At 42.4% G+C, this 15,204-nt stretch carries 15 protein-coding genes and 1 pseudogene; 6 read left to right on the top strand and 10 right to left on the bottom strand.

What is annotated here, in order from left to right:
- The 5 genes and pseudogenes from FTT87_RS12210 to FTT87_RS12190 form a co-directional block, all read left to right on the top strand.
- Positions 1-529 (top strand): annotated as a pseudogene (locus tag FTT87_RS12210) (IS3 family transposase); the annotation flags it as partial.
- Positions 530-980: 451 nt separating this feature from the next.
- Positions 981-1,979 (top strand): HlyD family secretion protein, encoded by a 999-nt coding sequence (locus FTT87_RS12205; RefSeq protein ID WP_004871259.1) that lies wholly within the window; start codon positions 981-983, stop codon positions 1,977-1,979.
- A 20-nt stretch (positions 1,980-1,999) separates the two neighbouring features.
- Positions 2,000-4,771: a ribosome-associated ATPase/putative transporter RbbA gene (gene rbbA, locus FTT87_RS12200; protein ID WP_004871262.1), complete on the top strand. Its 2,772-nt coding sequence runs from the start codon at positions 2,000-2,002 to the stop codon at positions 4,769-4,771.
- Between the two features lies 1 nt (position 4,772).
- The gene (locus FTT87_RS12195) at positions 4,773-5,900 is read left to right on the top strand and encodes an ABC transporter permease (protein WP_004871265.1); all 1,128 of its coding nucleotides are present in this window, start codon (positions 4,773-4,775) and stop codon (positions 5,898-5,900) included.
- A gap of 15 nt (positions 5,901-5,915) precedes the next feature.
- Positions 5,916-7,373, top strand: a complete 1,458-nt coding sequence (locus FTT87_RS12190) for an efflux transporter outer membrane subunit (protein WP_180044042.1) — start codon at positions 5,916-5,918, stop codon at positions 7,371-7,373.
- A gap of 600 nt (positions 7,374-7,973) precedes the next feature.
- On the opposite strand, the gene FTT87_RS12185 is transcribed toward FTT87_RS12190, so the two are convergent.
- From FTT87_RS12185 to FTT87_RS12150, 8 genes are all read right to left on the bottom strand, one after another.
- Positions 7,974-8,246, bottom strand: a complete 273-nt coding sequence (locus tag FTT87_RS12185) for a hypothetical protein (RefSeq protein ID WP_180082650.1) — start codon at positions 8,244-8,246, stop codon at positions 7,974-7,976.
- Between the two features lie 142 nt (positions 8,247-8,388).
- Positions 8,389-9,006 carry a cytochrome b/b6 domain-containing protein gene (locus tag FTT87_RS12180; RefSeq protein WP_086194894.1) on the bottom strand — a complete coding sequence of 206 codons (618 nt, stop codon included), beginning with the start codon at positions 9,004-9,006 and terminating at the stop codon, positions 8,389-8,391.
- Between the two features lie 233 nt (positions 9,007-9,239).
- Positions 9,240-9,575 carry a carboxymuconolactone decarboxylase family protein gene (locus FTT87_RS12175; RefSeq protein WP_086194895.1) on the bottom strand — a complete coding sequence of 112 codons (336 nt, stop codon included), beginning with the start codon at positions 9,573-9,575 and terminating at the stop codon, positions 9,240-9,242.
- A gap of 54 nt (positions 9,576-9,629) precedes the next feature.
- Entirely contained in the window at positions 9,630-10,025 is a 396-nt protein-coding gene (locus tag FTT87_RS12170; protein ID WP_086195123.1) for a rhodanese-like domain-containing protein, read from the bottom strand.
- 100 nt (positions 10,026-10,125) lie between these two features.
- Positions 10,126-10,905 carry a sulfite exporter TauE/SafE family protein gene (locus FTT87_RS12165; RefSeq protein WP_086194896.1) on the bottom strand — a complete coding sequence of 260 codons (780 nt, stop codon included), beginning with the start codon at positions 10,903-10,905 and terminating at the stop codon, positions 10,126-10,128.
- A gap of 68 nt (positions 10,906-10,973) precedes the next feature.
- Positions 10,974-11,846: an MBL fold metallo-hydrolase gene (locus FTT87_RS12160; protein ID WP_180082652.1), complete on the bottom strand. Its 873-nt coding sequence runs from the start codon at positions 11,844-11,846 to the stop codon at positions 10,974-10,976.
- 2 nt (positions 11,847-11,848) lie between these two features.
- On the bottom strand, positions 11,849-12,265 hold the full coding sequence (locus FTT87_RS12155; protein WP_086176663.1) for a DUF6691 family protein: 417 nt from the start codon (positions 12,263-12,265) through the stop codon (positions 11,849-11,851).
- Positions 12,266-12,682, bottom strand: a complete 417-nt coding sequence (locus FTT87_RS12150; RefSeq protein WP_180082654.1) for a YeeE/YedE family protein — start codon at positions 12,680-12,682, stop codon at positions 12,266-12,268.
- A gap of 111 nt (positions 12,683-12,793) precedes the next feature.
- On the opposite strand from FTT87_RS12150, the gene FTT87_RS12145 reads away from it, so the two are divergent.
- On the top strand, positions 12,794-13,114 hold the full coding sequence (locus FTT87_RS12145) for a metalloregulator ArsR/SmtB family transcription factor (RefSeq protein WP_180082656.1): 321 nt from the start codon (positions 12,794-12,796) through the stop codon (positions 13,112-13,114).
- A 150-nt stretch (positions 13,115-13,264) separates the two neighbouring features.
- On the opposite strand, the gene FTT87_RS12140 is transcribed toward FTT87_RS12145, so the two are convergent.
- Positions 13,265-14,419: an RNA-guided endonuclease TnpB family protein gene (locus FTT87_RS12140; protein WP_005402020.1), complete on the bottom strand. Its 1,155-nt coding sequence runs from the start codon at positions 14,417-14,419 to the stop codon at positions 13,265-13,267.
- Positions 14,416-15,030, bottom strand: coding sequence for an IS607 family transposase (locus FTT87_RS12135; RefSeq protein WP_005402019.1), 615 nt, complete (start codon positions 15,028-15,030; stop codon positions 14,416-14,418). The genes FTT87_RS12140 and FTT87_RS12135 overlap by 4 nt, the downstream gene beginning before the upstream one ends.
- Between the last annotated feature and the right edge of the window lie 174 nt (positions 15,031-15,204).

The following is a 15,204-nucleotide window of genomic DNA, read 5'->3' as shown; positions in this document are numbered from 1 at the left end:
AAGGATTGGCTATTCAGCGCAGTAATCAAGTGTGGTCTACGGATATAACGTATATCCCTATGGCAAAAGGCTTTGTTTATTTATGTGCTGTGATTGATTGGCATAGCCGCAAGGTACTTGCGCATAGAGTATCGATTAGTATGGAGGTTACATTTTGCATAGAAACATTAAATGAAGCTATTGAAAAATATGGTCGACCTGAAATATTTAATACAGACCAAGGCAGTCAGTTTACCAGTGATGCATTTATTGATGTATTGAAATCAAATGGCATTCAAATCAGTATGGATGGTAAACTTGCGCAGTATACTGCTCATAGGTCGATAATGTGATGGTTGAACGATTATGGCGGAGCGTTAAATATGAAGAGGTGTATCTCAAAGCCTACAGCAATGTTTTGGATGCGAAGAAGCAATTAAACGCATATTTTGAATTTTATAATTTGAAACGACCTCATTCGAGTCTGGACAAAATGACTCCAGATGAGTTTTACTATGACCAGCTACCACAACAAAATAAGGTAGCTTAACTAGAGCAGAGTATCACTTATAAATAAGCTTTTAGTTGTTCAAACATGTGGGACCACCTCTTTCATTATTTTCAGTATATTGAAATATTGGTATGAAACTTTTTTATTTTAATAGAATTATACTTAGATTAGTTTTTGCGTATAGTATGATACTTTAATAAATATCATTTAAATTTAATATCAATAAAATAAAACACTTACACACAACATAGTATGACACTTTATTGCTTTCATATATAAAATTGGCAATTCATTCAAAAAACAGTAACTCGGATTATTAAAAGTCTTGTTATCCAAAAAATGAATAATATAAGGAAAATAAGGTGAATATCATTCAAGCCTGCTTATTCATCTGGAAATAATATTACTGAATAAGTTTTGATGGACTGGTTTGTGTAACCGAACCATTATAATATGCCTTTATGTCTGTATTTGATAAGGAATAAAGCCAATGCAAAAAAAATGGCTCATTATTGCTGTAATTGTGTGTGTACTTATCGGGGGGGCTGTATGGGTCAATATGCAAAGTTTGAAAAAATTACCTTCGGGTTTTGAGGGGAGTAATGGGCGATTGGAACTACAGCGACTTGATGTCGCCTCTTTGTATCCAGGCCGGGTGATTGATATTAAGGTACAAGAAGGTGATCTGGTTAAAAAAGATGAAGTATTAGTGGTTTTGTCAGCTGAGCAAAGTCACAGTTTGGTTGAAGGTGCACAAGCCAGTAAACAGCGTGCAGAAGAAGCAGTACATCAGGCCGAAGCTGAGATTGCAGCAAGACAACAGCAGTTAAAGGTTGCACAACTCGAGCTGGATAATGCGCTACAGCTGAAAAAGGAGGATTTGATTTCTGTGGTAGAAGTGCAACGCCGTCAAGCAGCACGGGATGGCGAGGCAGCTGCGGTTAAAGCAACCCAGGCAGCACGGGAGTCAGCAATTGCTGCGGTTAATCAGGCTCAGGCACAAATGAATATCGCATCTTCGGCCAATAAGGATATGTTCATCCGCGCACCACAGACTGGTCGGGTAGAGTATCGTATTGCGGAACTGGGCAATGTTGTTGGGCCTGGCAGTAAAGTCATCACTTTACTTGATCCTAGTGATGTGACTTTATCAATTTTTCTTCCTACAGATACCGTTGGAAAATTAAAGCTGGGTGATGATGCCATAGTTGTGCTTGACGGGATTGATGCAGTTTGGCCTGCAAAAATTACATTTATTGCCAGCAATACACAATTTACCCCTAAATATGTGGAAACAGCCAATGAACGCGAAAAACTTATGTATAAGGTAAAATTGCGTATTCCCCAACAAATTAGCTTGCAGTATCAAGGGGTGTTAAAAGGTGGCTTAACTGGTAATGGTTATGTCCGTACCAATCCACAAGAGGCATGGCCAGTACAATGGCAGGCCAAATTACCGCAATTACAGCAAAACGCCAGAACACAATAAAATTGAATAGGCAGTTCGCCATGACGGATGTAAAACAGCAAGAAAACACTGTAACTGCTGTATCGTTACAGGGCGTTTCTCATACTTATGGGCAGGTTCGAGCATTAAATAATATTCATCTGTCGATTCCCAAATCTGTTACAGTCGGGTTGATTGGACCTGATGGTGTTGGAAAATCAACATTATTATCCCTTATTGCCGGGGTGAAGGTGATCCAAAGCGGGCAGGTTTTGATTTTTGATCAGGATATTTCACAAAAAAAAATCCAGAAACATTTGTCACAGCGTATCGCTTTTATGCCCCAAGGTTTGGGGCACAATTTATATCCCACATTGTCTGTCTATGAAAATGTAGATTTTCATGCGAGCCTTTTTGGTTTGGATACCCGTGCCCGAAAACAGCGAATCCAGCGATTATTACAGGCAACAGGATTAGATCCTTTTGTGAATCGTCCGGCTGGTAAATTATCTGGCGGCATGAAACAAAAGCTGAGTTTATGCTGTGCTTTAGTCCATAATCCGCAATTATTAATTCTAGATGAGCCGACGACAGGTGTTGATCCTTTATCAAGACGGCAATTCTGGAATCTGGTTGATGATTTACGCGCTGAAAATACGGAAATGACGGTGATTGTTTCAACCGCTTACATTGACGAAGCGCAACGCTTTGAATATTTATTGGCGATGGATGATGGACAGTTAATTGCCAATGCAACAACGCAGGAAGTGTTACAGCAGACCCAGAGTCAAACACTCGAAGAAGCTTATGTGAAGCTGCTGCCAGAAAATAAACGTGGAACGGGCGTGTTACACGTGACGCCATTTGTTGCAGATCCAGATTCTCCTCCGGCAATTGAAGCACATGATTTGACCAAGCAATTTGGTGATTTTATTGCAGTAGATCATGTTAACGTTACGATTGCACGCGGTGAAATTTTTGGTTTTTTAGGCTCAAATGGATGTGGCAAATCCACCACCATGAAAATGCTAACAGGCTTGCTGGATATCAGTTCAGGCACGGCAAAACTGCTAGGAAAAGAAATTAATGCAGGAGACATGGCAACCCGAATGAAAGTGGGTTATATGTCACAGGCATTTTCATTATATGAAGAATTAACGGTACGTCAGAATCTGGAACTACATGCAAAATTGTACAGGCTCACAGGGAATGATGCTAAAAATGCAGTGCAAAGTGCATTGCAGCAGTTTGATCTGCAAAAAGAAGCAGATACTCAGCCCGCCGCTTTGCCTTTAGGTATTCGGCAACGCTTACAGTTAGCCGCAGCATGTTTACATCATCCGGAAGTATTGATTCTGGATGAGCCTACTTCTGGCGTCGATCCAGCTGCACGAGATATGTTCTGGCAGCATCTCATAAAATTATCGCGACAGGATCGTATTACGATATTTGTTTCGACGCATTTTATGAATGAAGCTGAACGTTGTGACCGTATTTCATTTATGCACCGTGGACGGGTTCTGGCAGTAGGGACACCGCAGGCATTGTGTCAGGCGCAACACACAGATGAACTCGAGCAGGCATTTATTATTTATCTGGAGCAAGCATCAGGTGAAGCTGAACACCCTGTTCAGCATCACACCGATCAAGAGCAAGAGAGTTTAAGAAGTGAAGCCCGCCAGAACCAGACACTTTTTTATAGATTAATGGCCTGGTTTGCCATGGTCTGGACATTTGCTGTCAGGGAAGGCAAAGAGTTATGGCGTGATCCGATTCGAATGTTTTTTGCGATTCTTGGCCCGATCATTCTCATGATGACAGCATCCTATAGCGTTTCTTTTGATGTTAAAAATGTCAAACTCGCAATTCTGGATCGTGATCAAAGTGTGGAAAGTCGGGCCTTAACGGAATATTTTACGGCTTCGCGATATTTTACGCTGGAAAAATATATTGGTTCCGAGGCTGAAATTGATCCTGTGTTAAGAACATCTACAGCCAGGTTGGTGATTGATATTCCACCTGATTTTGGTCGAGATCTGATGCGTGGAAATAAACCGGAAGTCGGCTTCTATGTAGATGGTTCCATGCCATTTACTGCGGAAAATATTAAGGGTTTTATTCTTGGCATGATGAGTAATTACGGGACAGATAAAATAACGGCCATGGGGCTGCCGATAGAGGTCAAATCTGCGGTCTCGATACAGCCAAGATTTGTCTATAATCAGGATTTCAAAAGTATTTATGCTTTTACACCTGGAATGATCATGATGGCGATGATGTTGATTCCCGCCATGATGACCGCCCTCGGTGTGGTGCGAGAGCGGGAAATCGGCTCAATTACCAACTTGTATACGTCTCCGGCATCAGTCCGACAGTTTTTAATTGGTAAACAGTTACCTTATATCGCTTTGGCGATGTGCAGTTATTTCAGTCTGGTCTGGCTTGCCGTTGTGGTGCTGGATGTCCCTGTTTCAGGAAGTTTCTGGGCCATGACATTAGGGGCACTCTTACTGGTTTGTGCCGCGACAGCTTTTGGTTTATTGATTTCGAGTCTGGTCAAAACGCAGGTTGCGGCGATTTTTGCATCGGCGATTTTTACCTTAATTCCCGCATTGAATTTTTCAGGGTTACTTTATCCATTATCTACATTAACGGGCGTAAATTATTGGATCGGTTGGGGATTTCCAACTGCATGGTATCAATTGATCAGTCTGGGGAGTTTTACCAAGGGTTTGGGTTTTCAGGATTTTGTCCAATATTATGTAATGTTGACGCTATTTTGCATCCTATATGTATTGCTGGCAGGTTTGTTCTTAAAGAAACAGGAGCAATAGCATGTGGCAATGGATGAAAAATGTCTGGTTTTTAAGCCGGAAAGAACTGCGCAGTTTGCTAGGTGATTATACGTTAATGGTCTTGATTGTGGTGGTCCTTTCGGTGGCTGTTTATACGGTTTCTACAGGAATTACCACGGAAGTCCGTCATTCATCAATTGCCATTCTCGATGCCGACCATTCGCAGTTATCGTATCAAATACGGGATGCCTTACAGCAGCCGTATTTTAAAACGCCAGTACTGGAACAACGGGAAAATATCGACCAGCAGATGAATCAGGGCGGATATGTTTTTGTGATTGACATTCCTGCCAATTTTGAAAAAGATGTGGTCGCAGGTCGTGCCCCTGAAATTCAGGTTTTGGCGGATGCAACCTCAGTTACACAGGCCGGTATTGGTCTAGTCTATCTTCAACAAATCATTTCACAGCAAGTCAGTCAATTTTTAAAACAGCCTTCTTCAGAAAGTTTACTCCCGGTGAAGCCTGTCCTGCATGTCATGTATAACCCGAATGGCGAATCACATTGGTATCTCAGTGTTGTGCAGATTATTGCCAATATTACCCTGCTGGCCATGGTGCTGGTTGGTGCGGCAATTATCCGCGAGCGTGAACATGGAACCATTGAGCATTTATTGGTGATGCCAGTTTCTGCCAGTGAAATTGCTATGGCCAAAATTCTGACCAATGGATTGGTGATTACCGTAGCTGCTTTACTGTCCTTATGGCTTGTCGTAAATCACTGGTTGCAGGTACCCATTAATGGTTCTGTGACTTTATTTACCTTGGGAACAGTGATTTATTTGTTTTCGGTATCGGCACTGGGAATCTGGTTGGCAACGCTTGCTCCCACAATGCCACAATTTGGCTTGCTATGTTTGCCGGTATATGTGGTCACACGGTTATTGTCCGGTTCGGAGTCGCCACTGGAAAGTATGCCTGAAGTCATGCAATGGTTGACGCAGATTTCACCCGTCACACAATATGTTCAGTTCGGACAGTTTGTTTTATTCCGGAATGCCGGTATTGATAGTGTGTGGGATAAATTACTGATTATGACGCTGATGGGGATTGTATTTCTGGCATTGGCACTTGGGCGTTTTCGTCATATGTTGGCACGGCAAGGTTAAACCAGGGGGATAAAAATGAATAAATGGCTGTATGTGAGTTTGTTAACGGGGTTAATTTTAAGTGGCTGTGCCAAAGATCAAGTCCAAGTAGAGTCCCAGGTTATGCTGCCTTTACAATTTGATCAGACCGATATGGCAAAAGGATCGGCAGAAATTGCACAATGGTGGCAAAACTGGAATGATCCTGTGCTAAACCGATTGATTGAACAGGGACTGACAACCAATCACGAGTTAAAGGTAGCACTGGAAAATTTACAGGCTGCACGTTCTACCACACAATTAGCAGAAGCCGACCTCAAGCCCGCCTTAGGGGCCAATGCAGGGGTTAGTGCTCATCAATTCCAGCTAGACAATCCGTTAAATTCAGATGTGAAAAATGTTTTATCTCAACTCGGGTCATCACTGGGCGATGATAATTTCAATTTTAATGGACATGCGCAGCACATGGGCTTTATTGCGAGCTGGGAACTCGATATTTTTGGACAGAAAAAAAGTGATGTAGATGCTGCCCGATATGCCAGTCTGGCGACCATGCAGCAATGGTATGGCGCTCAAATGCTGGTTGCTAGTGATATTGCCCAGAATTACTTTACCGTTCGCAGTTTACAGCAACGCATCAAAATTGGTGATCATACGGTTGCGACGTTACAGCAGTTAAAACGGTATGCTCAGGGGAGATTTAGAGCTGGCCAGATTACCGATTATGATGTTAAAGATGTAGATGCCAAACTTACAGCAGTACAAGCACAATTAGCCACTCTACAGGCACAGGCCGATGCGTATCAGCGTAATATCGCGGTATTGACCGGCCAAGTGCCACAAGGATTTAAACTCGCAGCAAGCCCACAAAATATCTTGCAGCATATTCCAGCCCCCCCGCAAGGACAGCGGCCGTTGCAAATCCTGAATCGTCGTCCAGATATACAGGCCAAACAGGCGGTGGTACAAGCATATAGTGCCAAACGGGCCAGTGCACAGGCAGATTTATTACCGCGTTTTAATATGCAGTTTTTTTGGCAAACCGGGCAATTGAGTCTGGATAGCGATTTACCAGATTTAAAAGGTTATGGTGGTTTGGTGAGTGCAGGGATGACTTTGCCAATTTTTACAGCCGGACGTATTCATCATAATATTGAAATAAGTGATCATCGTTTGCAGGCTGCTCTGGCCGATTATGATCATGCTGTATTAAAAGCACTTGCTGAAGTAGACAGTAGTTATCAGCTTCAATTTGCGTTAAGTCGTCAAAATCTTTTATTGGCACAGGCACTGCATAAAGCCAATCAACAAGCCAAAGATGCCAGTACATTGTATCGTTATGGCCAAATGACGCTGGATCGTGCACTTAGTGCACGTTTAACCGCAAATGAGCTTGCAGATAAACAGGTTCAGGGAAAGCTGGCGCAGGCACAAAATCTACTGGATCTGTATAAAACACTTGGCGGGGGGTGGCAATCCACCCAGTCTGACTGAATAAAGTGCTTTAATTGCTCTATTCATCTTCTACCCAGGTAGAAATTTAAATTTTGATGGTTTGGAAAAATTCAGCTTTTGAATATTTGTGTAATAAAGCCCTTGTTTTTACAAGGGCTTTATTTATCCAATGGTTTGAGCAGTCAGGTTGTAGCACTGCTACGTCATGAGATTGTTTATATCTAAAAGCATCATGTGAAAATTATTCTGATTGTGTTTTTGAGTAATAAAATAAAACACTTACACACAACATAGTATGACACTTTATTGCTTTCATATAGATTAAGCCATGCCAGAATTAGATCGCCCCATACCCAAGTCGTCACTTGAATTTGAGTAACTATAGGAAATTCTATCTTTAAAGTCTTTATCCAACAAAAACAATTAAGAATAATGTTGATTTAAGCTGCTTACCATTTGCTTACTAGGATTCAAAAACAAAAAAACCACTTACGATTAGTACACGTAAGTGGTTGTTTTATATGGTGGGCCCAGACAGACTTGAACTGTCGACCAACGGATTATGAGTTGATTCTCTCACAGTAGAGTACATGCAGTATTGTTGCTGTGGTTTCAGACCCGTCATGCTACGAGCGATCACTAGTCAAACAGGGTATATAAAAGAATAATCAGGCCCATCAAAATGTACGGACATAAGTACAATGCCAAGGCAGCAGGCCAAGTCCAATCCCATCCATAATGTACCCCAAGCACACCCACAGTCGTGCCGACAACAGGAATCCCCGCTGTAATAATCGCCACGATTATTCCGAATACACCATGCCAATCAAGTACCTCATTGAAATAGGTATAAACTCCAAAAAACTGAATAATGGTGATTATCCAATAAGCTAAAAACTTAATTACTTTCATTACTCCACCACCCCATCAGAACTCATCCCATTTAAACGATCCATTCCATCAATGTTTTGTCATTTGATGTTATGAACCCTCTCAATGTGTCAAAGGAGATGTTTAAATCTCATCTCCTTCTCAGTTCTGCATTCATATCAGCTTAGCTCAAATAGAAAAACCAGAAAGCTATCAACACGCCCAGTGAAAATAGTGCAGCAAACAGGGTGAACCATGAATGTGATTCGGCTCCCCAGAACATCCGTTTTGCCAGCCATTTTTTAAGCAGAACACTATTCAGTGTCAGCGCTGTCAAATGCAGCAACACACTGGCTAAAAACAGATTGGCAAAGAGTTCATGAATTTCTTTTAAAGTGTGGCTATAGGTATAGTCGGTCAAAAAGCCGGCCAGCACCGTTAAAGGTAGCAGGAGAAAAATACCCAGTATGCTGAGCTGAAACAGGCTGGAACTGGCTGCTTTTAAAAATGTTGGCGAAATCCATTGCTGCGGCTGTGCCCAATAACGCTGCACAAAGGGCTTGATCACCTGCAATCGTCTGCTTGGCCCTGAAGGCTGAGTATGAGCCAGTCGGGGAGCGCCAAACTGCCATAAAATTCTTAATATCAGACTGATTCCGAGGGTATAGCCAAAGGCCATATGGATTTGATGCCATTCTTCTGCATCCCCGGTCAGATAAGCCCCGGTAAAACTCAACATGATGACAATATGCAGAAACCGGATCAGTAAATCCGTTGAAGAAGTGGTTGTACGCTGAAGCATAAGAAACCTGTGCTGACTTTATTTTAAATACAGCATAGCAAATCAAGCTGAGTTGAATCTTAAGATACAGCCAAAAAAAGTGCGCTGGTTGAAGCACACTTTTTAGTATGAGGAAATGTTATCAAGATCAATAGTATGAGGCCTCAATCATCAGTTTTTCTTGTGATTTATCGACCTGTTATTCCATCAGCTTGATTCTAAACTCGGCAGGACTGCCAGTGACCCGTATCCAATCAGCTGGAAAACTCTTTAAAGGCATCCAGTGCATTTGCAGCATACATCAATGAAGGCCCACCGCCCATATATACTGCAACACCTAACAGTTCTTCCAGTTCTTGCAGGGTCATCCCCATTTTGACCAAGGTTCTGACATGAAAACCGATACAACCATCACAACGCGATGCGACACCAATTCCCAAAGCAATCATTTCCTTGGTTTTGGGATCAATCACGCCGTCACGCATAGCCGTCTGGGACAACTGATTAAAACTTTTCATTAAATCAGGTGAATCCTGAGTTAAAGTTTTTAAACTGCCTGAAATGTTCTGGGTTAATTCTTTGTATTTCATTACTGCCTCTCACATTAAACAATCAACAATACGGTTTTTCATCTATTTAACGGCTTATTTTTCTACCGGATAGCCCTGCTCCAGCCAGGCCTGATAACCGCCATGCACAGACTTGACCTGGGTAAAACCCATATTCTGTAAGGTATCGGTTGCCAATGCGGAACGTCCACCCGTGCCACAGATCAGATAAATCGTCTGATCTTTAAGATGTTCCAGTGCCTGCAAGGTATCGCAATGATGGCTCGCCACAGGATGCTGGTGAATTCTCATTTCTAAAACACCACGAGGATAATTCACCGCACGGTCTATCGCTGCCGCCTGAAATTCATCCGGTTCCCGAACATCAATCAGAATGGTTTTATGGTTTTTCATCGCTTCAAACAGTTCAGCTACACTCACTTCCTGAATTCGGCTTTTTGCATTCTGGATCAATTGCTCTGCAGTTTTCATCATTTTCATTCTTCCTCAGCCATTAAAATCATATTCATATTTTATAAACTATGATCAGGTAGATTAAAAGCGGTTTAGTTTAAATTCCCAACCAGCTGTTTTAGCCCATGAGTGCTGAATAGATTAAATACATCGCCACCCCAATCACGGTCGTGGCAAAAATTTTCTGCACCTGATGACTGTCTATCCGGTGCATCGCACGACGTCCTATTAACATGCCCACAATACAGGCCAGAACGAAAGTCAGCGTGACCGAAACAGGGTATTGAAAGCCATCCAGTACGTGTACAGAAATACTGACACCGCCAATCAGGAAAATAATCATCAGCGAAGTTGCAACGATGCTGCGCATATCCAGGTCAGTCACTTTACGCAGTGCCGGGACAATCACGAACCCCCCACCCACTCCAAGCAAACCGGTCAGCAGACCTGCAACGACCCCAATAGCGCCGAGAGACAATGCTGTTTTCATATTCCAGATCAGGCGACCAGTCGTTTGATTAACCTTGCACAGTGCATTTCCATGATCATGGACCTTATTAAAGAATATCCGGTAAGCGATGATCAGCATCACCAAACTGAAAGCCAGCGTGAGCCATACAGGAGAGATAATTCCAGCCAAATGCACGCCATAACGCGCTGAAGGAATACTGATCAGTGCAATCCAGAGCGCGGCACGATAACGTACGATGCGCTTGGACAAACCTTCAAATGTTCCAACCAGTGCTGATAGAGTCACTGCCAGCAAGCCTACAGGTGCAGCCTGTGCTACCGTCCAACCCTGACTTGCCATCAGTGCCGGTACAGCCAGAATACCACCACCCGCACCGGTTAAACCCAGCAAGCCACCGATGGCCAGCCCTTCCAGTATCAACCACATCACACCTATACCTCTCTTGACTCCAGTGGTTCAACCAAAGAACCTACTGGTTTAATCCTGAAACTTGCCTATTTGAAGTAATTCAGCGGAAGCTTTAAATAAGAAACCCCATTCTCTTCCGGTTCAGGGAACTGTCCTGCTTTCATGTTGATCTGAATTGAAGGCAGAATCAGTTTGGGCATACTCAAACCTGCATCACGCTTGTTACGCATCTCGACAAATTCAGCTTTGCTCGTGCCATGATGAATATGAATATTGCGGTTTTTTTGCGTCTGGATATCCGTCTCACACACATAGCGATCACGCGTTTCTGGCAAATAGTCATGGCATAGAAATACCCGAGTACTTTCCGGCAATTCGAACAGGCGTTGTACCGAATCAAAAAGTATGGCTGCACTGCCGCGAGGAAAGTCACAACGTGCCGTGCCATAATCCGGCATAAACAAGGTATCTCCGACAAAGACCGCATCACCGATAACATAACTCAAGCAGGCCGGTGTATGTCCAGGGGTGGGAATGTTATAGGCTTCGATGGAACCAATCTGGAATTTCTCATCATCCTCAAACAGGTAGTCAAACAGCTGCTGGGCATTCCATTGCTTGATATCCAGATGGTAGATCGCAGCAAAGGTTTCCTGAACCATCGCAATTTTCTGGCTCATGGCGATCTTGCCCCCGAGCGCAGCTTTGAGATACTGCGCTGCAGTCAAGTGATCGGCATGGACATGGGTTTCCAGAATCCACTCGACGGTTAAACCTTGCGCTTTGACATAGGCAATGATCTGATCGGCATGTGTGGTCGAGGTGCTGGCAGATGCAGCATCATAATCCAGCACACTGTCAATAATTGCACAGGCTTTCGTTGAAGAATCACTCACCACATAACTGAAAGTATTGGTATCTTCATGGAAAAAGTCTTTTACAACAGGGAAATTTGACATGGTTAAGCTCCTGCCCACTTACGGTGAATCAACACGCCTGCAAGCATCGCGACAATAAAATACAGAACCTGATAATGCCCAAGACCAATCAAGGTAAAACTTGGTGCAGGACATATCCCGGCAATCCCCCAACCGATACCAAAGAGCAGGCTGCCCGAAATCAGTTTAGGATCAATCTTGTTATTCTTTGGCAAATCGATCGGTTCATTAAAGATCGTTTTCGGTGCCTGACTGCGTAGCGCTTTTTGAAAGGGAATAAATGCCACAGCAATTGCACCCATCATCACAAAAGCCAGGCTGGCATCCCAGTCGCCAAACAGATCCAGAAAGTCGAGCACTTTTTCCGGATTCGACATCCCAGAGACCATCAGCCCCACAGAGAACAAACCGCCGAAAATGAAAGCCAGAAAATTCTTCATTTAGAAAGCTCCTGTGATATGGCGAATGATATAAACCGTAACAAAACCGGCGAACATAAAGCTCATGGTGGCCAGGATAGAACGCTTCGATAAACGGCTCATCCCGCAAATTCCATGACCACTGGTACATCCTGAACCCAGGCGCGTACCAAAGCCAACCAGCAGACCCGCGATGATCATCATCAGCGGACTGGTGTTCAACTCGATCTCGGGCTGGACAAAAAATCCATAAATAAAGGGCGTGACAATCAAACCTGACATAAACCAGATTGCAGGGGTTTTAAACACGGTCTGTGGATTCAGTACCTGTCCAATCAATCCGCTGACCCCTGCAATACGGCCATGCACATAGAGATAGCCGACTACCGCTACCCCCAGTAATAATCCGCCGAGAAATGCGATGAGAAAATCATGCATAGTAAATCTACTCATTTACAATATATATTTTTATATTATATAATAAATATAAATATTCAAGCGAAAATGCTGATTTTTTTGTATCTCATCATGGCTTATCAGGACACCTACATGAACCCTGTACCGTTAAAAGCACAAATAGACTTTTCACAAGTTGATTTGGTCAGTGATTGTCTGAAAGTTTTATCCAACCCTGACCGTCTTAAAATTCTCTGTGTCTTGGTCGATGGCGAGCTGAATGTACAGCACATAGAACAACGTACGGATATCCACCAACCTACCTTGTCACAACAGCTGACTGTATTAAGAAACAGCCAGATCGTATCAACACGACGGGAAGGCAAACAGATTTTTTATCAATTCAGTGATATACGGGTGCTAAAAATCATGCAGACCCTATATGAAGTGTACTGCAGCCACGATTGTGATTGATATAACTCCCGTTATTTAAAACCTACTTAAACCTACTTACGTGGGTTTAATGTTTAATTCCTACTTCATCATCAAGAACCAATTGCTATTGCGCTTGGGATTACCTCAATTCCATAGGCTGTCACGGTGTAACTCACCGCCATTGGTGGCTTATGTAGCCACCAATTCTTTATCTGCATGTTTTAGAATATTGATGGCAGCATTAATATCCCTGTGATGCAGGGTGTTACATGAACATCGCCACTCACGCATTGCAAGTGTCAGGTTTTGGTTTAATTCACCACAATTCGAACACATCTTGCTGCTTGGAAAGAATCGTCCAACAGAAAGTATTGATTTGCCATGCTGTTTAGCCTTGTAAATCAACTGTCGCTTGAACTCATAAAAGCCCATATCCGATATGGCTCTTGAGAGCTTACGGTTTTGTACCATACCTTTCACATTTAAATCCTCAATCGCAATCAGATCGAATCGCTTAACTAAATCAGATGTGACTTGATGAAGATTGTTTTTTCTCAAGCATGATATTTTGTAGTGCAAACGAGAGAGCTTGGTTTTCGCTTTTTCTCTGTTTTGACTACCTTTCTTTTTACGGCTAAAAGACTTAGCAAGTCGTCTTAACTTGGCAAGCTGTTTCTTTAGTGGCGCACTTGATGGAACAACCTCGCCATTAGATAAAGTGGCAAGACTAGAAACACCTAAATCAATACCAACAGATAAACCTGTTTTGGGGTGAAGTTTCTCAGGCTGATTTAATTCAACAGCAATCGAAGCAAACCACTTACCACCCTGTTTAAATATTTTCGCTGATAATATTTTTCCTTGATAACGCAAATCCTCAGTCATTTTTACCCAACCCAAGTTTGGGATACTAATTTTTCTATCTTTAATGCTGAATTGGTCATTTGATAATGAGAAGCGATCATCTACGCCTTTTTTTCTAGGCTTTGGATATTTGGATTGACCATTAAAAAAACGATCAAATGAACTACCCAATTGCTTAATCGCAAGTTGTGGCGCACATTTGGTCACTTTAAGCATGAAAGGGTATTTCTCACGCTTGAACGAGTTTAAGTGCTTTCTTATTTTAGCTTCGGATGGTTTATTTAGAAGTTTTTTATCCACCTGAACGCCATAATAGTCACACTGATCTCTATATTCCTTATCTGCTTTATATTGACGTTGCCATTCTTTTAAAGCCCAATTATACGACAAACGAGCAACACCACTCGCTTGAGCGAAATGACTTGCTTGCTTATTATTTGGCAGTAATTGGATTACATGCCCTCGTATGAATCGGCTCATAGTGCGTCTTTGACTGCCTGTATTAACTTTTGGTTTTTCTTACTACGACTACCATATAATCTTGCCGAAAACACTGTAATGATTTCCAAAACATCTTGAGCAAGTTCTTCCTCAAAAGACAAATTTTCACCCTTATTAAGAATGACGATCTCCACGCTTTTAGCTTCACATAAGGCAAAAACCAACTCAGCACCAAACCGCAATAAGCGATCTTTATGCGTTAAAACCAAACGTCCGATTTCATCATTCATGATTGCTTCTAGCAGCTTATTTAAGCCTTTTTTTCTATAGTTCATACCCGAACCAAGATCGGAGATTAATTCAAACGTCCAACCTTGATTTGCACAGTACATTTCAAGAACTTGTTGCTGTCGAATTAAATCTTCTTTTTGGTCATGACTCGATACCCTTGCGTATGCAATGGTTTTCCTTTGAAGTTGACTATCGGGCTTGTGTATTTGCTCAGGCGTGATCTTACTCAGATCATATCGTCTATGATTTTTAGGGGTTCGATCTGCAACCAAAGTGCCTTCTTCATCCCAACGCCTTAATGTTTGAATGGAAACACCTAATGTTTTAGCTGCAACGCTAATGCTTACATATTTACTCATGTTGTATATAATAGTATAGAAATAAGTAGATTTCAATTAGCAGTTACAAACCCTACTTTCAGATCATTTCGGGCAACACAGGTTTTTCAGGAATGCTAAAAGCAAAAGTCTTTAGCTGATTTGCTCATAGATTCCCCTTGCTTTCTGTTTCACAGGGCGGCCTTTAACGCAGAC

The sequence above is a fragment of the Acinetobacter sp. YH01022 genome (assembly GCF_013420235.1).
Classification (GTDB): domain Bacteria; phylum Pseudomonadota; class Gammaproteobacteria; order Pseudomonadales; family Moraxellaceae; genus Acinetobacter.
Note: the sequence above shows the minus strand (reverse complement) of the source record. Positions and strands in the feature narration are given on the sequence as shown.